The 23,583-nt window shown below is 56.7% G+C and carries 27 protein-coding genes; 14 read left to right on the top strand and 13 right to left on the bottom strand.

Translation table 11 applies throughout. The features are described from left to right. Nucleotides 1–73 precede the first annotated feature (73 nt). Nucleotides 74–409: a hypothetical protein gene (locus BM399_RS01600; RefSeq protein ID WP_177228013.1), complete on the bottom strand. Its 336-nt coding sequence runs from the start codon at nucleotides 407–409 to the stop codon at nucleotides 74–76. A gap of 413 nt (nucleotides 410–822) precedes the next feature. Between BM399_RS01600 and betI the strand changes: the two genes are divergently transcribed. The 8 genes from betI (at nucleotide 823) to BM399_RS21035 (ending at nucleotide 8,923) form a co-directional block, all read left to right on the top strand. Next, nucleotides 823–2,751 (top strand): transcriptional regulator BetI, encoded by a 1,929-nt coding sequence (betI, locus tag BM399_RS01595; RefSeq protein ID WP_092863281.1) that lies wholly within the window; start codon nucleotides 823–825, stop codon nucleotides 2,749–2,751. A gap of 672 nt (nucleotides 2,752–3,423) precedes the next feature. Continuing rightward, nucleotides 3,424–4,962: an alpha/beta hydrolase domain-containing protein gene (locus tag BM399_RS01590; RefSeq protein ID WP_143111301.1), complete on the top strand. Its 1,539-nt coding sequence runs from the start codon at nucleotides 3,424–3,426 to the stop codon at nucleotides 4,960–4,962. A gap of 99 nt (nucleotides 4,963–5,061) precedes the next feature. Next, nucleotides 5,062–6,117 carry a helix-turn-helix domain-containing protein gene (locus tag BM399_RS01585; protein WP_177228012.1) on the top strand — a complete coding sequence of 352 codons (1,056 nt, stop codon included), beginning with the start codon at nucleotides 5,062–5,064 and terminating at the stop codon, nucleotides 6,115–6,117. Nucleotides 6,118–6,469: 352 nt separating this feature from the next. After that, a complete protein-coding gene (locus tag BM399_RS01580; RefSeq protein ID WP_092866115.1) occupies nucleotides 6,470–7,012 on the top strand; it encodes a sigma-70 family RNA polymerase sigma factor in 543 nt (180 codons plus the stop codon). Further along, on the top strand, nucleotides 7,009–7,641 hold the full coding sequence (locus tag BM399_RS01575; protein ID WP_092863271.1) for a ChrR family anti-sigma-E factor: 633 nt from the start codon (nucleotides 7,009–7,011) through the stop codon (nucleotides 7,639–7,641). Before BM399_RS01580 ends, BM399_RS01575 begins: the two co-directional genes overlap by 4 nt. A gap of 97 nt (nucleotides 7,642–7,738) precedes the next feature. Beyond that, on the top strand, nucleotides 7,739–8,164 hold the full coding sequence (locus BM399_RS01570) for a hypothetical protein (RefSeq protein WP_092863268.1): 426 nt from the start codon (nucleotides 7,739–7,741) through the stop codon (nucleotides 8,162–8,164). Between the two features lie 142 nt (nucleotides 8,165–8,306). Further along, nucleotides 8,307–8,657 carry a four-helix bundle copper-binding protein gene (locus BM399_RS01565; protein WP_092863265.1) on the top strand — a complete coding sequence of 117 codons (351 nt, stop codon included), beginning with the start codon at nucleotides 8,307–8,309 and terminating at the stop codon, nucleotides 8,655–8,657. Nucleotides 8,658–8,764: 107 nt separating this feature from the next. Next, a complete protein-coding gene (locus BM399_RS21035) occupies nucleotides 8,765–8,923 on the top strand; it encodes a hypothetical protein (protein ID WP_177228011.1) in 159 nt (52 codons plus the stop codon). A gap of 22 nt (nucleotides 8,924–8,945) precedes the next feature. Here BM399_RS21035 and BM399_RS01560 read toward each other — a convergent pair whose 3' ends face one another. Next, the gene (locus tag BM399_RS01560) at nucleotides 8,946–9,233 is read right to left on the bottom strand and encodes a hypothetical protein (protein ID WP_092863262.1); all 288 of its coding nucleotides are present in this window, start codon (nucleotides 9,231–9,233) and stop codon (nucleotides 8,946–8,948) included. 581 nt (nucleotides 9,234–9,814) lie between these two features. Between BM399_RS01560 and BM399_RS01555 the strand changes: the two genes are divergently transcribed. Both BM399_RS01555 and BM399_RS01550 read left to right on the top strand, forming a co-directional pair. Then, nucleotides 9,815–10,033 (top strand): hypothetical protein, encoded by a 219-nt coding sequence (locus BM399_RS01555; protein WP_092863260.1) that lies wholly within the window; start codon nucleotides 9,815–9,817, stop codon nucleotides 10,031–10,033. A 126-nt stretch (nucleotides 10,034–10,159) separates the two neighbouring features. Next, a complete protein-coding gene (locus BM399_RS01550) occupies nucleotides 10,160–10,348 on the top strand; it encodes a DUF3606 domain-containing protein (RefSeq protein WP_092863257.1) in 189 nt (62 codons plus the stop codon). Nucleotides 10,349–10,876: 528 nt separating this feature from the next. Here the strand turns inward: BM399_RS01550 and BM399_RS01545 are convergent. Next, nucleotides 10,877–11,689, bottom strand: coding sequence for a COG3904 family protein (locus tag BM399_RS01545; protein ID WP_092863254.1), 813 nt, complete (start codon nucleotides 11,687–11,689; stop codon nucleotides 10,877–10,879). A 5-nt stretch (nucleotides 11,690–11,694) separates the two neighbouring features. Continuing rightward, nucleotides 11,695–13,002, bottom strand: a complete 1,308-nt coding sequence (locus tag BM399_RS01540) for a hypothetical protein (RefSeq protein WP_143111300.1) — start codon at nucleotides 13,000–13,002, stop codon at nucleotides 11,695–11,697. 219 nt (nucleotides 13,003–13,221) lie between these two features. Between BM399_RS01540 and BM399_RS01535 the strand changes: the two genes are divergently transcribed. Next, complete coding sequence (locus BM399_RS01535) at nucleotides 13,222–13,524, top strand: polyhydroxyalkanoic acid system family protein (RefSeq protein ID WP_092863248.1); 303 nt, start codon at nucleotides 13,222–13,224, stop codon at nucleotides 13,522–13,524. Nucleotides 13,525–13,804: 280 nt separating this feature from the next. Here BM399_RS01535 and BM399_RS01530 read toward each other — a convergent pair whose 3' ends face one another. The 7 genes from BM399_RS01530 to BM399_RS01505 all read right to left on the bottom strand — a co-directional run bounded on the left by BM399_RS01530 (nucleotide 13,805) and on the right by BM399_RS01505 (nucleotide 18,139). Further along, nucleotides 13,805–14,062: a hypothetical protein gene (locus BM399_RS01530; protein ID WP_092863245.1), complete on the bottom strand. Its 258-nt coding sequence runs from the start codon at nucleotides 14,060–14,062 to the stop codon at nucleotides 13,805–13,807. Nucleotides 14,063–14,321: 259 nt separating this feature from the next. Further along, the gene (locus BM399_RS01525) at nucleotides 14,322–16,331 is read right to left on the bottom strand and encodes an AI-2E family transporter (RefSeq protein WP_092863242.1); all 2,010 of its coding nucleotides are present in this window, start codon (nucleotides 16,329–16,331) and stop codon (nucleotides 14,322–14,324) included. Between the two features lie 53 nt (nucleotides 16,332–16,384). Next, on the bottom strand, nucleotides 16,385–16,600 hold the full coding sequence (locus BM399_RS01520) for a CsbD family protein (RefSeq protein ID WP_092863239.1): 216 nt from the start codon (nucleotides 16,598–16,600) through the stop codon (nucleotides 16,385–16,387). Between the two features lie 116 nt (nucleotides 16,601–16,716). Then, nucleotides 16,717–16,848 (bottom strand): hypothetical protein, encoded by a 132-nt coding sequence (locus BM399_RS21450; protein WP_280140511.1) that lies wholly within the window; start codon nucleotides 16,846–16,848, stop codon nucleotides 16,717–16,719. Nucleotides 16,849–16,995: 147 nt separating this feature from the next. Beyond that, a complete protein-coding gene (locus BM399_RS01515) occupies nucleotides 16,996–17,337 on the bottom strand; it encodes a hypothetical protein (protein ID WP_143111299.1) in 342 nt (113 codons plus the stop codon). 13 nt (nucleotides 17,338–17,350) lie between these two features. Continuing rightward, on the bottom strand, nucleotides 17,351–17,833 hold the full coding sequence (locus tag BM399_RS01510) for a hypothetical protein (protein WP_092863233.1): 483 nt from the start codon (nucleotides 17,831–17,833) through the stop codon (nucleotides 17,351–17,353). Between the two features lie 15 nt (nucleotides 17,834–17,848). Beyond that, entirely contained in the window at nucleotides 17,849–18,139 is a 291-nt protein-coding gene (locus BM399_RS01505) for a DUF883 family protein (protein WP_092866112.1), read from the bottom strand. 237 nt (nucleotides 18,140–18,376) lie between these two features. Here BM399_RS01505 and BM399_RS01500 point away from each other — a divergent pair, with 237 nt between their 5' ends. The 3 genes from BM399_RS01500 (at nucleotide 18,377) to BM399_RS01490 (ending at nucleotide 20,681) form a co-directional block, all read left to right on the top strand. Further along, a complete protein-coding gene (locus BM399_RS01500) occupies nucleotides 18,377–18,985 on the top strand; it encodes a hypothetical protein (protein ID WP_092863230.1) in 609 nt (202 codons plus the stop codon). Nucleotides 18,986–19,033: 48 nt separating this feature from the next. Further along, a complete protein-coding gene (locus BM399_RS01495; protein WP_092863227.1) occupies nucleotides 19,034–19,840 on the top strand; it encodes a COG4705 family protein in 807 nt (268 codons plus the stop codon). A gap of 103 nt (nucleotides 19,841–19,943) precedes the next feature. Then, the gene (locus BM399_RS01490) at nucleotides 19,944–20,681 is read left to right on the top strand and encodes a phosphatase PAP2 family protein (protein WP_177228010.1); all 738 of its coding nucleotides are present in this window, start codon (nucleotides 19,944–19,946) and stop codon (nucleotides 20,679–20,681) included. 18 nt (nucleotides 20,682–20,699) lie between these two features. On the opposite strand, the gene BM399_RS01485 is transcribed toward BM399_RS01490, so the two are convergent. Next, entirely contained in the window at nucleotides 20,700–22,100 is a 1,401-nt protein-coding gene (locus tag BM399_RS01485; RefSeq protein ID WP_244531022.1) for a sensor histidine kinase, read from the bottom strand. Next, nucleotides 22,084–22,761, bottom strand: a complete 678-nt coding sequence (locus BM399_RS01480; RefSeq protein WP_092863221.1) for a winged helix-turn-helix domain-containing protein — start codon at nucleotides 22,759–22,761, stop codon at nucleotides 22,084–22,086. The genes BM399_RS01485 and BM399_RS01480 overlap by 17 nt, the downstream gene beginning before the upstream one ends. Between the last annotated feature and the right edge of the window lie 822 nt (nucleotides 22,762–23,583).

The raw sequence follows: 23,583 nt of genomic DNA, 5'->3' as shown, positions 1-23,583 counted from the left end.
GAATGCGCACCATGGCTAGGACATCGCGGGTCCCAACGCGCTCACCGCGGTCTGGCTGGAAGAATGAGAAGGCTCAGGGAATCTCCGGCGGCACCGGCAGCGTTCGCCGCGGCGTCACACTCTTCTGGCCTTTTGAGGGGTCAGAGAAGGCGATCAAAATCTTCTCCACGCCCGTGACGTTCTTTTTCGATCGGACGATCATGTAGTTCTGATTACGAAGTAATCGCCCCAGTATTTCCGGCAGACTGCCCTGAAATGTTACCGAGATCAGATCATCCGATCCGACGTCGCCGTTGGCTGCCACTTCAACACTGTATTTGTCGTGCAATGCCTGAAGCACGTCTCTGATGGTTGCTTTGTCGACTTGCACCTTGATGCTTTGCGACGGGTTGACGCTTTCGATGGTCACACCTTCGGCTCGAAGTCGCGATTGATCGAGAAAGAGCGCAAGCGCGAAAAACAGAGCCCGGCCTGACCAATTCATGGTGAGGCGGCCGTACCGAGGCTCATCGCCACAAAGCTCAAAGCTGAGGCCCGCCGTCGGTATGACCTGGGCTCCCACAGCGTGTTCACCAGCAAATGAACGTACTCGTTCGCGAAGTTTTTGCCTTCAGATCGGCCACTATGACGCATTTGCGCAGAAACTGGACGCGTTTGCAATGTATCGATAGGCCAAAGGTCTTAGGCTTTTGGTCTTAGGATTTTCGGGTCGCCGGACTTCACGGCGCTGCCCGCGCTGCAGAATTGCTTAGAGAGAGAGAGAGGCAGCCGAGAAGCGGAAGCATTCCCGAAGAACTGCCTACGGGGGAATTAAATTCTTTGATGAATGGGGATATGGGCGAACGGCGATCCGAATATATCCGGTTGGAGCAGTTACGGAGCTTTGAAGCGGAGCGCCGACGGCACTTGATTATGGCGACGATCGAAACGGTTTCAAAGGTGGGGTTCAAGTCCGCATCGCTAAGTGAAATCGCGATCAAAGCTGGCGTTTCACAAAGCCTTTTTGCCCACTACTTTGGCGATAAGGACGGTTTGCTCGAGGCCACTCTCCGATTCATGGCCGCCCGTCTTTCGTTTGCCACCGCGGCTCGCATGCGAGAGGCGCGTACTCCTCTTCAACGGGTGCTTGCCGTTCCCGAAGCAGCTCTTGACGCCGAGCAGTTCGATCCGAGAACAAGCGCTGTTTGGTTAGCATTTTGGGGCAAAATCGCGCATTCGGAGCCTTATCGACGTGTTCAGTCGATCTACCAACGACGCATGCGCTCAAATTTGCGGCATGGTCTGCGCAGCCTTGTTGCTCCGGCGCGCGTCGATGTGTGCGCGACTCTGATTGCAGCAACTATAGATGGTCTTTGGTTGCAATCACACGCAACCGGGAGGGCGGATGCAGCCAAAGCGCGGGCGATTGTTTCCAATTTGGTCAATCTTCTCGTGGAGAAAACGGAGTTTGTCGAATTCGATGCCGCCTCGCCACCGATAGTAATGACTGCATCGGAGCGCTTGAACAGCGACGCGGTGATTTCAAACGCGTCCGGCGCACTTTTGACACTGCGGACGACCAATGGCGAAAGACGATCGCAGTCTCTGCAAAAATTGGCTCTGCTTCTTCGTAGTGAAATCCGGTCGATCGCGCGACTTCAGGCTCGGGACACAGGTCGTCCCGTCGGCGAAATCGAGCGCTTTGACATGCCCCAGGTTATATCGAGCTTCGAACGGGCTGCTGAACTCGCTTCGCGTCCGCAGCAGGTGCGTCATGGATTCGAAGAGACCGTCTTCGGCTACCTCGAACGAGAACCTGTCGGTGTCGTGGTTGCGAACGCTCATTGGAATTCGCCACTGCTCACTGGAAGCGAAATTGCGGCGCCCGCCCTCGCTCTCGCCAATGCCGTCATAATTTGCGTGCCCGGCGCCCGATCGCGCGCCGTCGACCGCCTTTGCAGTTTTGCGCACGAAGTCGGTATCCCTGATGCCGCTCTAAAGTCCGTTGGCGGGCACGTCGCGGAAGGTTTGCTCCGGAGGCCAGATGTTTTGACGGCCGGCCGAGGCGGGCTCGCGAAATCGGCGGTAATCGTATTGGAAGACGCCGATCTTGATCTTGCAGCGGAGAGCCTCGTGCGGGGACCACGCAGCTGGGCTAGGTCGCGTTCCTTCAGCGAGACCCTTCTGTTTGTTTCCGAGCGCGCTCGGACGGGGTTCATCGCGCGGCTAAGGGAAAAAGTTGCCACTCTTGCCGTGGGCAACCCTTTGGACATCGAAACGGAAGTTGGTTCTCTGCCCTCGAAACGTCACCTCGCGGAGGCTTTGACTCGCATTCAAGAGGCAAGAAATGCAGGTGCTGAACTCCGACTAGGAGGACGGGAACTTGAGAATTATCGGGGTAGGGCCGCGATCTTAAAACCTACGATACTTGATTGCTGCAACACTGAGATGCGCATCGTGCGAGAGAGCCTCTATTGCCCAGTGTTTCTGGTTATTCCCTTTAAGGAAGATGAAGAGGTGGAGTTGAAGTTGAGGGCTATCGGTCCGAATCTGTCGCTGGGTATTTTTGGGCGCGATTTGACGAGAATTTGGCGGGTTGCCCGAAATACACAAGCGGCCATTTGCCGGGTCAACGACGCGCGAAAGACTATCTCCACTGTCAAGGATGATTGGTTGGAGGGACATAGCCGCGAGGAGCTTCTTAATCGTTTATGCAGAACGCGACGGATATTGGCTTCAGGGGACGGTTTGCGCCCAATATCGCCGACTTAATTTGCATTGTGCCTGTTTTTTTCCGTAAAACGAATTTCCAAAGAAATGGCCATTGGAAGCGCTATTTAATAGCCGTCGCAATAGGCTTGATAGCGATCTTTGTGCCTAAGGCTTGTGCATAGGATGCGACTGCGTTAAGTGTGATAAACGCCGCGTCTCCACGTAGAAGTGTTGCCCAACGATACCTATTAAATCCCTATCATCAGCCGACTTGGTGGCGTGACATGATCCGGCGCTGGAATCGCGCGGTCGGGGGATATCCGACACTCAATTAATGTTTGATCTCGCGTATGTCTTTTATTTCGATAGAAATAGCGTAGCAGCGGTTCAGCAGATTCTTAGATACCGGCTTGAATTGTAACGCGCTGAAAAGCGCTTCCGCGAATGCGGCAGAGTATTTTGCGGCGAATACCGAGGCGCGCCAGTATTGAATGCCGTCTATCACTTCGCAATTACATCAAAAAAGCGTGCCTCCAGCGAATTGCTCGACATAATTCTGTTGAGCATCCAATTCCTCTTGGATTCTGCTGGGTTCTCATGAGTTCCGCGACAGCACCCCCCTCCATCCAAATATTATTTTTTTGCGACGAAAGCACTCGATCCCGTGAACCATTCGAGCCAACCTTCTGCTGGCTAAAAAACTGAATACTGCAACGGGTCACGGAGAACAAAATGCGATTAATGGCGATACTGGGGGGCGTGCTCCTTAGTGCTCTGGTTTGCGCAGCGCCTGCTGTAGCGGGCAAACCTAAACCAGGTGGCAATCCTAGCACCGATGTCCCTCTGCCAACTCTAAAGGGACCGATCCCCGTCACCAGCGTGTCGCATCCGTGGAACGGAGCCGCTTGGCAGAACACGCCCATAAACTTGGCCAAGTATGGCTTCGTGGAGGAGGAGTACCTCGCATCCGGCAAAGCGAATGTTTACAATTGGCTGCCGAACAACAACTACAACGTCAACGTTACAGGCAGCGCCAACTACACGACGCGAGTTATGATCCGTCGACCGAAGAACATGAGACATTTTAGCGGTCGCGTCGTCGTCGAGATCATTAACATGAGCGCGGGCTACGATTGGACCGCGATGTGGGGAGCGCTTTGGGAAAGCATTGTCGCCAATAACGACGTCTATGTCGGCATTACCAGCAAGCCGAACGTATTTGACGGTATGATCAGATTTGACGCCAATCGCTATTCTACCCTCTCGATGCCAAATCCGTTGCCAGCTGCCCAGCAGACGTGCGGAAGGTTGCCCGGTGAGGGCGGATACAGCAGCAACCTCTCGAAGCTGTACGAGAACGGCCTAGCCTATGATATTTTTTCGCAGGTGGCCGCCTTGGTTAAGTCGAAGGACAAGACAAACCCGCTAGCAAAGCCCGCTAAATATGCCTACCTCGCTGGTGAATCGCAAAGCGGGAACTACCTGATCACCTATTACAAGTACATCCACAACTTGGCGACCGTAAAAGGGAAGCCCGTTTTTGACGGCTACATTGCTGAGGCTTCAATTTCGCCGCTCGGAGCGCCGATCAATCAGTGCGCGACAGCTTTGCCGGCCAACGATCCTCAGTTGGCTGTACCCGGTCGTGGCGTCCCATTGGTGATGATCAATTCGCAGTGGGATATCTGGCCAGCCCGCAACAATCCTCGGAAACCTGATAGCAATACTAAAACCGACAAGAGCCGGACTTGGGAACTTGCCGGTTCAAACCACGGCTGGAGATTCCAGTATCTCTTCAGTGACGCCGCGGCGGCGGATCTCGTGAAAATCGGTTTCTCGGAGTACAATTGGTCATGCCCCGCTGAAACGCCCGAAGTACCCCTTTATATGGCCGAGAAGGCGCTTTATCGCCACTTGATCAAGTGGGCAGAAAAAGGAAAAGCACCGCCGACTGCACAGCCGATTGAGTTGAGCCCAGGTACCAACACGATCGTTTACGATGCAGATGGGAATGCCAAGGGCGGCCTTCGCCTGCCAATGCTGACTGTTCCTACGACCACGTACGGTGTCGGAAGATACGTGCTTTCAGAAAATTGCAGCGAGTACAAACTTTGGTCCGCCGATAAGCTAAAGGCACTCTATCCGACCCATCTCGATTATACAAAAAAATACGGAAAGGCGACCTCAGATCTCGTGAAGAAGGGATACCTTCTGAAAGAAGACGGCGCTGCGCTCTTCAAGCAAGCAGGGAGCGCGAAAATTCCTCAGTGATGCGGTTGATCGGACTGGATGCGCGTATGCGTGTCCAGCCCGACTGCTTTATATATGAGAGTTTTGCATCTGTGGCCGGGGGTAACGGCGCCATGGTGCGTGCAAAATGAAACGGGGTCTTGTGTGCGCATAAATGATGACATCGGTATCGGCGCTGCCGCCCATTTTTGCCACTCGGATCTCTCCAGCACTTTGAATCTGCGGCCCGACTTGGGCAATCGCATTGCTCCCGATTCACCTTTCCCAAGCCTCGCCGGAGTGAACCCTTTATCCGAAGGCGACCTCGGCAAGGAGCGCGCATGCCTTCTCGATACAATCGCGCTGGATAATGGCACGATAAGTCAAATGAGGTCCTCACCCTCCAGTGCGGGGGGCGTCTTTGACATCGCCCCATCGTCGTCCGACTACTTCGCTATCTGCTACGTTCGCTCGGGCGAGATAACCATCAAGCAAAACGACCGCATCGATATCGTTAGCGAGGGCGACTTCGTGGTCATAGACGGCGCCCGCCGGCCCATGATGACCGCAGCCTACCCAGCATCTCATGAACTCGTTGTCCTAATGATTCCCAAGGAGCAGTACGCGCTCGTTGATGGCGCTGAAACTGAACTGGGAAACGTTGTAGTGGGCCGCCGCAACGCGATGAGCCCGATCTTTTCGTGTCTCGCGATGATTGCAGACGGCATGCATGGGTCTTCCAAAGAGAGGCTGTTGGCCCTTTACAGAGCTTGCGTTGTTCTCTTGCCGCTCACGGCAGGCCTCTACGATCGAATTGATGGAGAGGAGACGGGCGCCGACCGCCACCACCTTCTTCCGCGGATCCTGCAATATCTCAACCGCAACCTTCCCGATCCGGAACTATCGCCACCGGGCACAGCGAAACGTTTCGGCATCTCCGTACGATACCTGCACAGGCTCTTCGAGGTGACGGGGACGACGTTCAATTCCTATATCTTGGCACGGCGGCTCGACCACATTCGTGAGGAACTTATCGCGCCTCCGTCACATCCACAGGCAATAGCCGCAGTGGCGCGAAAATGGGGTTTCACCAAGGTCGCCACGTTTAACAAGGCGTTTCGTAAACACTTCGGTTGTTCTCCGAGCCAGTTTCGTCGAGGCGCCTCGCTCACCTGCCGCCCGCGAAAACGGAATTAACTGCTTTTGAGATTGTTGCGCGCACCCACCGTGGATAATCTGGTAGGCGGTGGTATTGATTGTAGATGCGGACCTGCGCCGGTGTGAGCGGGTGCTCGAGATATCGACCGCCACGCCCTGGTAGGAAAGTGAGCGGGCGATGTAGAGGCCAAGGGATTCGCGATCCCGCGCCATACACTTCAAGCATGGCCGCCACGATCCAACGATTGATCCGCAAGATATCAGCGCAACGACGAGAGCGACATTGAGATAGACGGGATCGGAATGGCCGCTATCTATCGTGAGCGCTATCGTCAACGAGCCGGGCATGGAATATCCTTTCGGCCGTGACCGAAAACCAAGATCGGCAAGCATGTCTGACTCGGACAACCTTCTGCAGATCGCAAACCAGAAGGATCGGCTGGCATTTCAACAGCTGTTCCAGAAATACGCGCCGCGCGTCAAATCCTTCATGATGCGGCACGGCGCGGACGCGAACACCGCGGAAGAACTCGCGCAGGAAACCCTTCTGGCGGTCTGGCGCAAGGCGAACCTCTACTCCAGCGAACGCGGAAGTGTCACGACGTGGATTTTTACGATCGCGCGCAATCTAAGGATCGATCGGCTGCGTAAGGAGGAAATGTGGGTTGAGCTTCCCGATGGTTACGATCAGGAGGCGAGCATGGATGCACAGCCGGATGAGGTCGTCTCGGATGAAGAGCGACGGCTCAACATGCACCGCGCGCTGGATGCCTTGCCGCGCGATCAGTATCAAGTTGTCGTCTTGTCGTTCATCGATGGTCTGTCCCACCGTGAAATCGCTGAGCGGCTGGGCTTGCCGGTCGGCACCGTAAAATCGCGTATTCGGTTGGCATATTTAAAACTTCGCGCGACGGTTGGGGCACAAGACGAATGAGCATCGAACGTCATCCGGCGCTTGAAAACCTCGTGAGCTGCTCCGCCGGAAGCATGCCGGAGGCTTTGGCCGCCGTTATGGCGAGCCATATCTCGCTTTGCAAACGTTGCCGCCGCGAATTGGCGATCATGGAAACCATAGGCGCATCGCTGTTTGATGATGTTCCTTCGGCCTCACTCACTACGGGAATTGGCATACTCCGAGACTCGAAAGAACCCAAAGTGCTTGCTTCAGGCGAGGGCGACGTACCCTCGGCTCTCAGAAAGTATGTCGGCCCTTGGCTCAAGGATATCCCATGGAAATGGGCTGGCTTTGGCGTTTGGCAGCATCGGATTCCGCTTTCGGGACGAGCTAAAGGGTCCCTGCGCCTCATCAGGGTTTCGCCGGGATTGAAACTTCCTGACCACGGCCACATTGGCTCGGAAATGACCCTCGTCTTGCGGGGATCCTTCACTGACAATACCGGCTCATACGGCGTCGGCGACGTCGCCGATATGAATGAAGGTGATGAGCACGCTCCGGTTGCTGGCGCCGGAGAGGACTGCATCTGCTTGGTCGCCTCCGAGGGGCCGATGCGCTTCAACAGCATCCTCGGCAGAGCTATGCAGAAGTTGACTGGCTTCGAATGAACCGCCGCTGCGGACCTGCCGCGGACCTCCTGTGATCCACAGTGTTATGCTCGACGTAATTCTGACTGGAGTGCCTATAACAAACTGAACGGTCGCGATGACAAAGCACGAGCGCCGGATCGCAATACACCTTTTGTCGACACCTGTTTCCGGGCTGGGATGTCTTCTCGTTCTGTCCCTCGGACTAACCAACGCTTTCGCCGGCGCTTCATCCCAACTCTCCCCGCAAGAGGCCGGCGCCCGATATGGCGAAGCGCTCGGCGCGATAGAAATTTGCGACAGAACCGCCCTCACCGATAAAGCCAAAAATTTAAAGGCGTCCTTCGCGGGCGCCGAGCTCGATCGCTTCACCGCCCAAGCTGCGAAAATATACAGCGCCTGGGTTACCGTCAAAAATTGTGTCCATCAAAACGATCCCAATCCCTGCAGAATAATCATGCAGAAGAGCTGTCAGGAGGCGATATCCGAAATCGGCCCGCAAGGCTCGGCGCTCCCCGGTTTGCTTGCCGTCCGAAACCGCTGAAGTCGCCCCCCGGGCGCCATTCTCGTGGCGCGGAAGTCATGGCGCAGTCGATCAAGGAAATTGCACACACCCCCACGCAAGCCCGCAACTCCCGGGCCTATCCGAAGTTCCTCCCGTATCGAACTCCTGGAGGTAGCGTACGATGCAACAACTCAGCACTGAAATGCGGGCCTGTGCCGATCTTTGCCAGACCTGCGCCACCACATGTTTCAGCGAGGCCATGAACCATTGCCTGGAGTCTGGCGGCAAGCATACGGAACCCGAGCATTTCCAGTTGATGATCGCCTGCGCTGAAATTTGCCAAGCGGCGGCAGCCGTCCTGCTGACGGGAATTCCCCAGCACGTTTTCGTCTGTCACGCCTGCGCACAAATCTGCCGCGCATGCGCTCAAAGCTGCCAGAAAATCGGAGACATGCAGGATTGCGTGGATGATTGCAGCGTTTGCGCAGAGAGCTGCGAGGCCATGAGCGCAACCATGCAAAAAGCAGCATGAAGACGACCGGACCCGGTCCATAAAAACGAAAATGACCGGTTCCGCCGAAGTCGCGGAACCCAAAGCCCGGCAGTCACGTTTACAGGCGGGTTTAGCGAGGGTGACTTATGAAATCGCTTGTGGCCGCGCTTTCGGTATTATTCATCTCATTCATGGCGTTGAGCGCCTACTCGCTCAACGCGGACTCTGAAACGCCCGCTGCCTCGAACGCGGACGCTGCCATGACACCTGATTCAGGCACGTCAGGCGTCGGCTACACCCCCTGATCCTTGGCACGCCGAGCGATCATCAAGCCGTAGGTTTGAAGGCAATCCTCGCGTAGCCAACTTCATCGCCCGCACGAAGCTTTCGAACGCCCAATATCGTCGCCGCTTCGTCGAACTTCTGTAGAAAGTTGGCGACAGGCAGAGGCTGCACATCCTTCTTGCGGCACCAGAGAGAATATTCAGTCCAAAGCGCACTTGGCGCCAGCCAATTGTTCGGATCCGGCCTCAATCTCTCTATGGCAAAGATGCCGATGCGCCACGAAATGTCATCGGAATTCGCGCGCGGCTGTAAATTGCGGAGTGCCTGCAAGAGCCGTACTCCCCCTTACTTTCCCGTCGAACATCCCTTCCGCCAAAAACTAGGTGCTACAAGGGCAGCACATGTTGCCGATCCATCTTTGCGGTGGACGACATGTTGAAAACGAGGACTGTCCGACAGACTGGATGTGGAGAAGATCTCTATACGCCTCTATCCGTGCGCGGCCTTCTTCTTGAAGAACTAAACTTGCCGCTCGCGTTTCTCAGCACCCGCCTTGCTCTTGTAGGTTCCGAGATTTTTGCCCTTCTTCGACAACAACCGATAACCGGACTTCACCTTGCGAATGGTCATGACTGAGCTCCCTTTGCCAGCTGATCGGTCAACCCGCTGAAAGCGCATTCGTTGCGATTGCAGTAGCCGGGCAGAAACAAAGCCTCCTTGAGCGCGCATCTGAAGGCACATCGCCACTTCTGAAACGAGTCGGGCGCCGCGCCGGTCACACCGGCTGTTAAAGAAGTCTGAACATATTGGGGCACATAAAGAAAATATTGTCGGGAGAACTTTTGGAACCTCGATTCCAGGCTGACGGTTCTGTAAATGAACGGGGCTGCACACCACGTTGAGGGACGCACATGAAGACACAAGGCTATACGGCCGCCGAGCTAGCGGGCTTCTATGCCGTGCTCGATCGCGCAGTTTGTGAAGCGGCCGAGCGCGATCTGCAGATTTCCATTCCGACAATGGTACAAAGGCTCTTTGAAGCAGCTGACCGCGGCGAGCGCGACCCCATGAAGTTGGCGAGCATAATCATTGGTCGCCCGGATCATGCCCTTCAGACGGAAGCAGCCTAACACCTCGTTGTCGCCGATCCCGCGGACGATTTCGCAACCGATCGACTTCGCATTTCGACAGTGTGCGGACAATGAGAAGCCGTGGTACGATTTGAATGCGAAAGCTAGTCGGGAAAGGATATTCCAATGGCCGATGACAAAACAAAGAAAGGCAAGCAGGACCGTACGCGCATAGCGATGAGCGAGCCCTATGAGGTTCAATATTGGAAGAAGAAATTCGGCGTAACCGGACAAGGCCTCGCGGGCGCGATCCGGGCTGTCGGATCCAATAACGTCGAGAAAGTTGGTGCGTATCTGAAGGCGAAGCGGAAATAGCTCCGCGAATAATCCCAAAATAAGAGCCCCGGAATAAACCGAGGCTCTCCACACTCGGGGTTTCCTCCGGTGTGATACGGCTTCTGACCCCTTTCAGGGCTTCGCCGCTTTCATCGTCCTCGCGGGCGTGAGGACTTTGCGTGTTTTGCTTTTCTCATCGTGCATATGGATTACGCGTGGGTTGTGCGCGTGTTCCTTGACTCTCGGCAATGTAGCCGTGCGCTGCAGTAGGTGCATCGCAAAAAAAATGAAAAAGCCCCGGCTAGAAAGCCGCCGGGGCTCCGCTGAATTGCTTCAGCTCGTCGGCACCGTCTGCAAGCGTCACGGGCCACGTGCCCCTTCATACGGCAGAACGAGCGGATCGGTTTCATCAGAACTATTCGAATTGACTCTGAGTCCCGCTTATCTGCGGCCCATATGAACTGGCTGCGAGGCGAAAGTGGCAATTGAGGATGCATTCGTCAGGCCGGCCCGCTGAAATCGGAACCGCTGAATGCCAAACATGAAGGATTGGCAACTTGCGAGGATTCAGGTCTTCGCCGCTCCCGTCGTGATCTTGAGGAGGTGAAGCTCATCGGTCCTGAAAATATAAAGACGCTCCTTGGGCGTCCGCATTGCTTTGATCCAGCTATCTGGATCGACACCCATGCTGACTAGATATTCCACGCAGCGCGCGGAAATCTGTTGAGCGGCGGAAATACCGTCGCCCCAAGTTTCAGCCCCTTTCGCCACAGCCGAAACCTGATGAACTCCTATCAGCGCGTGCTTCCCGGCCGTGCGGCGAACACCACCTGCAAACATCAGCGGACAAGACGACGCGCAATATCCATTGTCGGCCACCATCGTATCGAGCCCGCGCTTCCGGACGGAGCGTCCCATGCTGATGGCATCCGGCACCGACCCTCCCGGCGAAAGCAGCCAGATCGTCTTTGCGCCTTTTCCATCGTGATCGAGAAACTTCTCGAAATCGTCGGAACTTCCCGTTTCAATTCTTCCGACTGCCGAGACATCGCCGTTGGCGCCCACATGAAACGACATACGGCCGGCCACCATATCGGGCGTAGGCTTGTCCGGAACGCCCGGCATTTTCGGGCTTCCTGCTCCACGGATGACGGGCAACGCCTTCGGGAAGTAGGGCCGCTCCTGGTCCGTTCGGGACGGGGGTTGAATGACGACACGCGTCACCTGCTCCGCTCCTTCGTCGAGCGTGAGATCCAGCTGGTCGCGAAGATCCAATGCGAGCATGCCGGCGCTCATCGCCACCAGGAAGAGAAATATCGATCGTACGAGCGCGCCCTCTAAGACACCCTCTTCCCGCCACACGATGCGTTTTTCAGCCATGACATTTAGCGGTTAAATCCCGCGGCCGGATTGATGGAGGCGACATTTCCAGGTGGCTTCTCGACACCCGGCGCGGGCGCTTCCACGGACGCAGATTTTTCGAGAACCACGTGAGGCTGCGATGATAAGGGCCGTGTTTCGAGCGCCTGCATGTTGTTATAAATCTTGAGAGCCCGCATGACCTCCCCGGCGGACATTCCATCTTCGTCACGCGCGTCGCCCTCATCCCTTCTGATCGCCTCGAAGACGATCGAGTGGATGAAAATCAATACCGCCGGCATCAGGTCCAGCGAGATGGCGCCTGCCCAGCTTGGCAGAAAGTCGGTGCCGTATTGAATCACGGCTTCAGCCGTCGACAAAGGAACGAACCGTACAGGCTTCACCTCAGGCCGCGATAGTATGTCGTCAGCGGCCATTGCCAACGCCTGTGATTGAGCTTTGATCGACTGCTCCACCTTCCCAACGACTTGGTTCTGGCGTTCTGCCAAATTGGCGGTCCGGCCGTCAGCGGCAGGCGCGATAAAGGACTTCGATAGATCCTCCGCAGTCCGCTTGACCGCGGGTGCAATCGACGTCTGCTGCAGATCGGCGATGATCCCGGTCAAGACCACGGTCTCTGCTGCAAACTCGTTCGTCCGCTCATCGATTGGTCCCGCCCCGGAAGTGAGCTGACGCATCCTTTCGAGCGTCTTGCTTCCCGATTCGAAAAGCGTCTTTATCCGGTCGCGCGACGCGTCGACCTCGCCGGCAAGCGCATTGAGCTGCGCCGACATCTGTGCGGTCAGCTGAACCACCGTCCCGCTTCCCGACGTTCCAGTAAGCGCGCCCGATTGACGTTCTTGATCGGAAAGAATGGCAAACCGCCGCGAAGCCAGTTGAATGTCAGGCAAAAGGCCTTGCGCCGCGAGGGCATTGCCGTGCGCCCTATCCAGGCTCTGCTGAAATTGGTCGGTCGAATTCGCCATGTGCTGCTGGAGCGCCGCGGCCCCCGCGAGCGCTGCCGCATTGAGCCAAGCCGACATCGCGAGGATCATCAAGCTGCCGATAAACATCGCGACATACATGAGCCGCCGCGACGATGCCTGCCGAACGTGCGGCAGAAATCGCATCAAATACGTCCAAAATGCAAATATAGCGACGGAGACCGCCGCCGAATACACGATCGCGGCGAGAAACACCTCGATTGGGGAACCCTCGAGAAGGCTTCGAACGCCAATGTACGTATAAACGCCGCTGGCAAGTGCGAGCGTCGCGAGCGTGAACTTCGTCATCACGTCGAGGCGGGTGATGCCGCCTCGCAGCACCTGAGACATCGAACCATCCTTGGACGGAAACGCCAAAACCTGAGATAATGCACGGTATACGGATCGATTTTAAAGCAGGCTCAATCTTCGACCGAAAAATAAGAGCAAATCCGATCACTTCCGCAGCCTGGATCGAAGTCTTGCTGATCGGCGTTATGGAGCAGCCAATATTATATTGCTCAATCGGCGGATTAGACCGCCCGCAATTTACTGCAAGGATATGAGGTCGTGTCGGAGCCCGTTGTCATCACCATTCCTCATCGTCTTGGCAAAGACGAAGCTATACGGCGCATGAAAAGCGGATTGGCGTCAGCCCATCTCCCGTTCGTGACGATTGACCGTGAAGTTTGGAACGGCGATCTCTTGGAGTTCAGTCTGACCGGAATGGGCCACAAGGCGAGTGGCTCCGCCTTGGTGATGAACGATTCCGTGCGCCTCGAACTTGTTCTGCCGTGGCTTCTTCAGCGTTTCGCAGAGTTGGCACTCAAAGGACTGGCGTCCCGCACCAAGCTCCTCTTGGAAAAGAAATAGGCGGTTTGCGGCGCAATCGATGATTTACACTGTTCGTCAACAGTCGATTGCCGATGTCATTCCGCATGCTGTTGAAAACTCGGGCTTCGCCCTTGCTTCGAATCATGCCTCACGCAACGGTCAAAATCTCTCGCCCTCATTGGCAAATCTGGGAGAGACCCCGCACCCCGACAGCAACCCTCGCTCGTCGGGGTGTTCTCCTTTTTAGCGAGTTCGAACGGTTCCGTTCGACCTCGTTTGTGGCGGTCGCGATGCCCTAAAAGCGACCGCCACTTTCAACTTAGAACTCGATCCAGATACCGTTGCGCCAATATCCGCGTCCCTCGTGTTCGCGCCAGCGATACCTCTTGGCGTCAGCATCGGCCCATCTCCAATCGTCCGAGTAAACACGCACACCAAATTCCGGACGATACGCGTGACGCTCGCGGACATGCCAGCAATCACCCTCGCCGTTGCAAACGATTTCGGCCGAAGCTGTGGTGGCCGAAACGGCAATCATGCTGGCGGCAGCAAGCACGCACTTGATAATAATCTTCATAGCCGGTCTCCTCTATTTTTTGGATCAGCGGTGATGATCCACGCCTCATGGACGCGACCTTTCAACGGTATGACATCCATGAAGTTCCGAAGAGCCGTTGCCTGAACAGCTGTTCATCCGTAGGCGGTTGTTTTGATGGAGATCAGCCACTTACGGTACGCGAAATACCACAAAACCGTATGCTATTCGCCGTAATCAGCTACGGTCAGCAACCGATCTCGTCGCCTGACCATATCCCAACAGAAGAACGCTCGGAGTTCTAAGCCGAGGGACCGAGTTCCTCGCCGAACCGCATCGAATTTTCGTAGACGATATCGGTGCGAGGCGGCTCGCTATCTGCGATGGCGCCGGAGCGTCCGCCCGTGCGTTCAAGCAATTCCTCGCACAGCACCAAAGCGTCGGAAATTTTGGTCACGACACGATCCGCGCCGACGGCCTCCCGCCACTCTTCAGCCTGAGCGCTATTACTCACTAGCGACCAAAAGCCTGCAACGATGATTGCATCCGGCATCACACTGCGCGCTCGACGCATGAGAATGCCCATGAACGCCGGAGCCTTTTTGGATCCCAAATAGCCGAAGACGACGACCTTTGCCGGGCTGCGCCTGGCATCCAGTGCGCGCAGCCGTATCGACGCGTTGTAGGGAAGCGTCGATGCATGGATGCCCTGCGCCTCGAGCACTTGTTCCAGCATCAAAAGCGGCCCCTCGTCGAGTTCGCTGCGAACAGGAAGGCAAAGCACGACATCGCTTCTGACGGCATCCTCCCCGGACTTCTCGCTTGGCGCATCACTTGCCTTTGCGGGCTCAACGCCGGTCGCATGTTCCGACAAGCCATCGACGACGTCGTCGATCGCGTCTTTGACTTCTGTGATCTCGTCAGCGCTCAGCCGCCCCGCGGAAGCATCTTCGTAAGCCATCGACAGCGCCTTCAACGCGACGTCGTCGTAATAGCGGATCAGAGGCATTTCTTTCATGCTCTGCTCGGCAACTTCGATCGCCTCGACGCCATCACCCGCCAAAACGCGTTGATATAATCGCTCGTGGGGTTCGAGAGCCGGTTCGTCTCCAAACAGGATCTCAAGGAATCTCAGCGCCTCAACGTGCTTGCCTAAAACCATGAGACAGACAGTCAGAGGCGTAGCCAGAATCAATCCGACCGGCCCCCACAACAACGTCCAGAAAAGCGTCGCGACGACCACCGCGACAGGAGATAGTCCCGTGTTGCGTCCGTAGAGCATCGGCTCGATGACTTCCCCCGCCATGACTTCGGACACGAGGAACAGCGCCGCCGTCCACAACACGAGCGACCACCCGGGATCGATTGCGGCCGCAAGAATAATCGGAAACACGCTCGCGATTACCGAGCCGATGAAGGGAACAAACCGCATCAGCCCTGCGAGAACGCCCCATAGGACAGGATTTGGCAGACCCATCGCCCAAAGGCACAAACCGATGAACACGCCGAAGCTCGTGTTCAGCAAACCCTGAATGATGAAAAACCTGCTGAGCCGGTCGCCTGCATCATCGAGCGCGACAGTCGTCCTCTGGAGATCGCCCTTTCCCGCCAGCCTTAGAAACCGGTCTCTCAGATCTTCCCGCTGTGCGAGAATGAAAAAGAGAAAGAGAACGATTAGCCCCGTCGTCGCAAGCGGCGAAATCAGCGGGCGGATCAGAGACACCGTCTTATCGAGTACCGGCTCCGGCGGCTGGTGTATTTCCACCGGGATCGGCTTGACGGCGGCAGTGCCATCCGGAGCAGCGGGGACGGCCGAACGTTTTCCGCTGTCGGATCGCGAAAGCTCCGCCTGGAGATCATTGAGCGTGCTCCTTGCCCGTTCCAGCACACCGGATTCGACAGACGCGGAACGAACCGATGAAACCTTTTTGAGCAGGTTGTATTCATAGGACGGGATTCGCTCGAGCAAATCCGAGATCTGTCCGCCGACGACGACGCCAACGCCACCAATGGCGGCAATTGAGATAACGACGACAGCAATCACTGCGGGCACTTTCGGAACGCCGGCCTGCTTCAGCAGACGAATTGCCGGCGTCAATACGAAACTCAGAAGGCCCGCCAATGCGAGCGGCATTAATACGCTGCTGCCGTAGTAAAGAATGAGTATGGCGCCGGCGAAGATGACCATGTAGCAAGCGGCATTCATCGCCGTCAGCCGGCGGGGCGCGTCACCCACAGCAAAGGCTGCCTGGCGCTTTCTTAGCCGACGAATTGAGGTCGAACCGTTGTTGTTGATGTCGACAGCGCGCATTGCAACCTCCAGAAAAGAAAAGGCCGGTCGTCGACCGGCCTTTGTGCTTTCGACTAGAGCTTGCGACTGATCTCGTCGGCAACTTTGTTGGCGCCGTCCTTGACGGTAGCTTTCGCCTTTCCGACCTCGACCTGCGCTTCACCTTTCAATTCCTGAAGAGCGCCTTCGATCTCCATCTTGTCCGAACCGACGGCTTTGCCCACGTTCTTCTTAATGTTTCCTGCAGCTTCATTCGCGTAGCCGGAAACCTTGTCAGCTGTGCTGCCCATAGCGGTAATTCCTTTTGTGGATGCGGCTTTAAACGCGTGGCGCAACCACTAAGTTCCTGAGCAGTGGACGTGTGCTGACGTGTCTCGAAATCGCAGGTGCTTGAACTTCAAACTCTTCACTTCACCGAGTGCGCATCCTGCGCATCGGCAGGTGAAAACGCTTCGCCCATGTGCCCATAGTGACTGACGATAATTGCGATACCGGCGATCAGAACGATATGAAAAATGATCTTTTGGATCGGCTGCATGTCCCGCGTTCGCTCCTGTCATGTTCGGTGAAATTTCGCCCGCACCCGGCCTTTCCTGGGGCCGACGCAAAAAAATCGGAACAGCATCGGCGCGGCGCTCGCGACGATGCTGTTCCGGATTTCGATTACATAAAACGCGCCGCGAAACTAGTAGGCCCTTCTCTGCACCGCGTCGATAAATCGGCCCAAATGCTTCTTTGCCGCGCCTTCGATCTGGGCAGGGGAATAGCCCTCTTCCTGCAGTTTCCTGCTAAGTCTTTGTACCGTGTCAGTTGCGCCGGATCGAGCCACGTCAAAGGCCCGCCCAAATGAGCCATACGAAGACGTGTTGGATTTTCGATATCGCCAGATCACGGCCCCCACCGCGAAGCCGATAGCCCCTGCTGCCAGCAACGCGACTGTCGGGTCGCTGAGAATCGATCCGTTTTCATCGTGCTCCTGAGTTTCCATCGTATCGTCGTCGGGCCTGTTCATATCTGCGGATCCCATTGAGTTCTCCTTATCAAGCTTGCGGCGGGGATTGCTGAGCACTCCCCGCGCTCTCGGAGCGGCTGAAGACGTAGAGGCCAGCCGCGGCCGCCAGAATGAGCGGCCAGTTCTTCGATGCCGTTCGTAGCATTGCCGGAAGCACGATCGGTGCGGCAGCCGAAACGATGCTCATCACCTTTTCGTCTTCTAGAAAAGAAGGGCCGGTGCTCTGAGGTTCCTCTGATGCCGGCTCTTCATGAACTTCGGATGCCGGGCCACCGGGCCGCTTCCGCAACTTCACCACCAGCGCAACGAGAAATCCCAGAAGAATAAATCCTCCCGCGACGATCAGGTTGCCGATCTCGGGACCGTAGTTGCGATTTGCGTACGATGAAAAACTGGCTGCGGCAAAACCCAGCGCCACGATAAACGGAATGCCGATCAACACTCGGTTCCCGAGTTCGCCAAGTGTATTTTCTACACTCGCTTCGGCTCTCTTGAATAAGCTTGCGAACACCGGATAACTCCGAAATTAAGATTTCCAGATTGCACCGAGAATGAAACCGGCGGCCACGGCCATTCCGAGCGTGGTCATCGGCTGCTCGGCGACAGACTTGTCGATGGCCTTCGAAAAGTTCTTGGCAACTTTCTGCAAATTATCACTGAGTTCGGATGTCTGAGCAGCGAGTCTTTGCCCGGTATCCTGAGCGCTCGAGACCGCGCGATCCAGCGAATCGACGGCTCTCAATCCAGCATCCACGGCTCTATCGGCCAGATCGTGCGAGGCCGATCTGACCTCATCCGTCGTGTCAAGTCTTCCCATGGGGACTCTCCCGATAACGTGTTCAAGCGTGCCATGAACGCGGGGCCTCGGGCGATAGTTCCGGTATTTCAGGCATCCGAGCGGGAGCGCGGGCACGCGATTGGCCTTGCCCATATCGTCAAGGCCAACCCAGATGCACCGTCGCCGGCATACAGAACTGTATGCATCGCGCCCCAAAGTGACCGCCAAGGGACTGAACGTTGGTCCGCTTCGCTGTGATCGTTAGGGCAATAAGGCATGCACACTAAGGAATTCGCGCGATCTCTTCGCGCGTTCGCGGAACTGGCAGAGTTTGATAAGTCGCAGGAATTATATCGCTTCGCGGGCTGTTTTGATGAGGGTCATAAGGAAACGATCCTCACGCGGCTGAAGCGAATGAGCCCTTCCACCGCCTATCCGTTGCGGCTCAAGGAAAGCTTGGAAGCCATCGAGCAGGGCTTCCGGGCTCTCGGCGCCACCAAACAGGCCAACGCGCTTCGCGCCATCCTCACGTTGTTCGCCGGCCGCCCCGGCGCGACGATCGACGTCTTCATCGCCGAGATTTCGGCGTCGCGTCGAATAGCGAACCTTAGCGTCAAGCGCTTCAAGACGGCCGATATCGATCTGGTCAAGACGGTTGCGAGCCAACTCGCGGAGCCTGCCCTCGAAGCCCAAGCGTTTGAAGGGATCTTGGCGACCCTTAGTTCGTCAAAAGCCGTAGGAACCCCGACGTTGGTTTTGATCGCCAACTGCTATCTGGGCAATCAACGGATCTATCGAGACCGGAAATCCGCGCTCGAAGCGATCGAAAGACATTTTCGCGGAAGGCCGTTGCGCGCAGCCCGCCAATGCGAAGTGTTGGAATGAACGGCCAGGCCCCATTCAGAGGGAAGCCTCCCAATGAAAGGATCACGAATGAACCGAGAGCACGTGGTCCCCGGCGCGCCGACCTATTCGAAGGTCGCCCAAGTCACGATCTTCTTCTGGATTATGAAGGTGCTAGCCACGACGCTCGGAGAGACCGCGGGCGATTTCATCTCCATGACCCTTGGCCTCGGATACTACGTCGGCCTAGCCATTACGTTCTCCGTACTGGGCATCGTGCTATGGACCCAGATCGGCAGCAAAACATTTCACCCCGTCCTATTCTGGACGGCGATCATCGCAACGACGACTGCCGGCACGGAAATATCCGACTTTATGGATCGCTCGATGGGCCTAGGCTATTTCGCCGGCTCGATAATACTCGTGACCGGATTGGCTCTAAGCCTTGCGGTCTGGTACCACCGCGTAGGTAATCTCAGAGTATACCCGATCACGGCGCCAAGCGCTGAGTCGATGTTCTGGCTGGCCGTATTGTTCTCAAACAGTCTTGGAACCGCGTTCGGCGATTACCTCGTAGACGACGTTGGACTTAGCTTTATCCAGGGCGCACTGGTAACCGCCGGTATCATTCTCGCAGTGGCTGCCTTGCATTACTTCACGCAAATGAACGACGTCCTGTTGTTTTGGATCGCCTTCGTCTTCACACGTCCCTTCGGCGCCACTTTTGGAGATTTCCTGACAAAGCCACTCGACGCCGGAGGCCTGAGCATGTCGCGTGGGTACGCGTCGCTCGTTACATTGGCGATTCTGCTTACGGTGCTTTACGTGTCGATGCGCTGGTCGTCAGAGCGAAGGTCTTCGCCTGCTCCGGCGGATCGGTCAGACCTCTCACGCTAGTGGAGACCAAGTTGGAAACCATACGAATTTGAGAGAAATTCGCCCAGATCAGGGCTTAAAGCCCTTCGAGATTGCAACCCGAAAGCTTCGAGGGGGCAAGTTCTTGGTTTCAAATGAAATTACAGCGCCATATGCGGCGGCTGCACCGGTCGACCTCCAACGCGGAACGGCGAAAACGCTTATCCTGGGCGGGTTGGCGGTCGCCATCGCCAGCGCACTTCTCTTCCAGGTTTATCCGAAGCTCGATCTCACCGTGTCGGAACGGCTTTTCACAAATCACCAATTCATCGGACGTGACTCGCCCGCGTTCAATGCCGCGCGGTTCCTGTTCAACGTCTTGTTCTACAGCGGTTGCGCTGTTGGGCTGGTAGGCTGCGTGATCACGCTTTCCACGGGACGCAAGTGGCTGAACCTCTCTTCGAATAAATGGCTTTTCCTCGCCGTCTGCGTTCTCGTCGGGCCGCTGACCGTCGCGAACCTCGGCTTCAAGGACCATTGGGGGCGGGCCCGGCCACAGATGGTGGTCGAATTCGGAGGAGACAAATCGTTTACGCCTCCCCTCGTCAAATCGACTGAGTGTCCAAGAAATTGTTCGTTTTTTTCGGGCGAAGCCTCTTCGATCTACGTCTTGGGCTTCGCCGCAGCTTTCCTGTTCCCGACGGCAGCGGGCGCATGGATCGTGTCCGGCATCGTACTCGGAAGCCTGTGTGGCTTTGTGCGAATGACTGAAGGCGGCCACTTCCTGTCCGACGTGATCTTTGCAGGTGTGTTCATGGCCATCACGGTCGCCCTCATCCAGATGCTGTTCTCGGCAATTTCTGGAAAAAGCGAACCGGTATGATCGGCTGTGATTTCGCCGCTAGCCGACGCGCGGCGCCTGATCGAACATGATTTCAGCAACGAGACCCGGCTTGTTATCCGCGAGCGTCACCTTGGCGCTGTGAAGCTCTGCAATCGCGGCAACCAAGCTGAGCCCGAGCCCGCTCCCGCGCGTGGTCCGGCTTTTTTCCAACCGGTAAAGCCGTCTGAATACTTTTTCGCGCTCTTCGGCGGGGATTCCTGGCCCCGTATCGCGCACCCGAACGATCGGCTGTGGCGTGTCGCCTGCCAACTCCACCTCGATATCCGATGCGGGCGGGCAGTGCAGGATCGCGTTCTCGATGAGATTGACGAACAGCTGATTGAGAAGCCTACGGTCTCCGCGGACCGTCACGGGGCTCCCCGCGCCCCCGAGCACCCGCAAACGATGCTGACGCTCTTCGGCAACCGCTTCCAAGGCATCGATGATATTTGCCAAGAGGCCGTTCAACTCGACATCGACGAACTTCATCCTCCGGGCGCCCGCCTCGATTTCGGAAATGCGCAGCAGCGCATCGAAGGTATCCGCGATGCTGTCGATTTCGCCGAGCGACTCATCGACGGCAGCTTTGTAAGTGTCGATGGTGGCAGGCCCAGACCGGACGACTTCGAGCTTCTGGCGCATGCGGCTGATGGGCGTGCGCAGATCGTGCGCGATGTCGACCGAGACCTGCTTCAAGTTGCCGATGAGCTTCTGCAGCCGGTCCAGCGTTACGTTGATAAGAGCCGCCACGTGATCGATGTCGTCAGACGCTGCATTCCTTGGAATTCGCCGGTTGAATTCTCCGGAAGCGACGGCATCGAGCACCTGCTCCATCTCCTCGACGCGCCGCTGCGTTTTGAGGCCAATGAGGTAGCCGCCACAGAGCGCACAAATGACTGACAAGCCGATGCCCCACAGCAACCCCGTCAGAAGCAACTTTTGCGCGTCTTTGATGTCGCCGTTGCCGTCTCCGACGAATAGATAGCCGCCTTTTACGGGCGTCCAGGTTCCAATGACGGCATCGCTCGCTCGCGGCGACGACCATTGTCCGATGAGTTGCAAATTCTCCCACGGGATCGTTCGCCATCCATCGAACCGCTCCAATGATTTGACGTTGCCCGCGATGTATTTCCCGCTCTCGTCCGTCAGCAGATAAATGTCTTCGTCCGACTGGGCGACCAGCGTATGCCGCCCGACCGTTTCCGCAAGCTCGCGAAACCCGTCGCTCTCATTGCCTTGAACATCGACGAGAGTTTCACGCACCTCATCGACGTGGGCTTTCAAATGCAGGCCGAGCTGCTCACTGATGACGAGAAACAAAATCGCAAAAATGACGACGTTGGTCAGCGTGATGATGGCAGCGACGACACCCGCCAGACGAAACGCCGTTCGTTGCGTTAACTTATGCCGGCTGATCAATGATGTAACCCAAGCCTCTCACCGTGCGGATCAGAGGCGTATCCCCCGGCCGGTCGATTTTCAACCGCAAGCGGCTGACGTTTGTTTGAACGATGGACGTCTTGGTGTCCGTCTCCAACCCCCACATTTGTTCGAGAATCATCGATCTCGTAACGACGCGCCCGCGATTTTTGATCAGAAGCTCGAGCATCCTGAACTCGCGCGGCTGCAGATGGATGACCTCACCGCCGCGCCGCACTTCGTGTTTGACGAGATTGACCTCGAGGTCATCGATCCTGAAGAGAAAATCCTGCTTCGGACTTGGCGGCCGCCGCCCGAGCGCCGTCACACGCGCGAGAAGCTCACCCAGCGCGAACGGCTTGACGAGGTAATCATCGGCGCCGCTTTCGAAGCCCTCGATGCGGTCTTCTATGCCGCCGACGGCAGTGAGAAATATAATGCCGGAAGTGACTTCGGCGCGGCGCAGGCTCTGGACGACATTGAGGCCGTCGAGATCGGGAAGCATCCGGTCGATGACCAACACGTCGTACAATCCGACAACCGCTTGCTTCAAGCCATTGATGCCGTCGGAAGCGATCTCGACTTGATGCCCATTGGACGAAAGGCTGTCGCTGACAAGCCTCGCCGTCTCGGCATCGTCTTCAATAATCAAAATCCGCATTGCAACTTCATGTTTGCGAGCGGGCTAAAGCAGCCGGCCCACGTCCGATGATTGGGCGTCGAACTCTCCGCGGAGAGTGACGGAATTGCGGCCAAACGGCTACGGATATGTAAGGACTGTCCGCCCCGGGCCTCGCGAACCCAATCGCCCCAAAAATCAAGGTTAAATATTACGAGCCAACATTACGCGCCAACATTACGAGACTGAGACGCCGCGGCCAAAATCCGAACGCCCCCGAGACCGATTCTCGGCTCGGAATGGGGGAAGGTTTTGACCGTCGGAAAATCCCAGTCTCATGCATTGCGGGTGGCCGCAAGCTCAGGCCTCATCCTCGCGTCTGCGGCCTCGAGCGGCCACAGCTCGCCCGTTTGCGTCCGCTGCGATGGACCCGCGCCGATCCGGCTTTGCGTGGTCGACGATTCCGCAAAAGTCGAAGCGCTCCCATTCGGGCACGTACTTGTCGAACGGGCATGCGTGAAGCTGCTCAAGTCGGAAGGTCTCCGGCACTGCAAGGTAGCGAGCGACGAAGCATGCAAGAGCGCAACCCCGAAACATGTCAGCTTGAAAGATGCCAAGCACGCCCTGCTCGGACAAGCTCGAAGCGAACCGCCGCAACCCGCCGCAATCCCCGATGCCACAGTCACTAACCCTCCCAGCTTCAAGGAGGCAGAGACATCGAGCAACCCTGCGATAAACGCTTGGATGCACATAAAAGCGATCTTCGGCTGGAATTAGCAGGCGGCGATGCCAGCCGGAAAGTCCGCGCGAATTAACGAGAGGTGGCTTCTCTCCTCGCCCTAGGGACGCGGCCGCGGCGAGAAA

The organism is Hyphomicrobium facile, from assembly GCF_900116175.1.
Classification (GTDB): Bacteria; Pseudomonadota; Alphaproteobacteria; order Rhizobiales; family Hyphomicrobiaceae; genus Hyphomicrobium_B; species Hyphomicrobium_B facile.
Note: the sequence above shows the minus strand (reverse complement) of the source record. Positions and strands in the feature narration are given on the sequence as shown.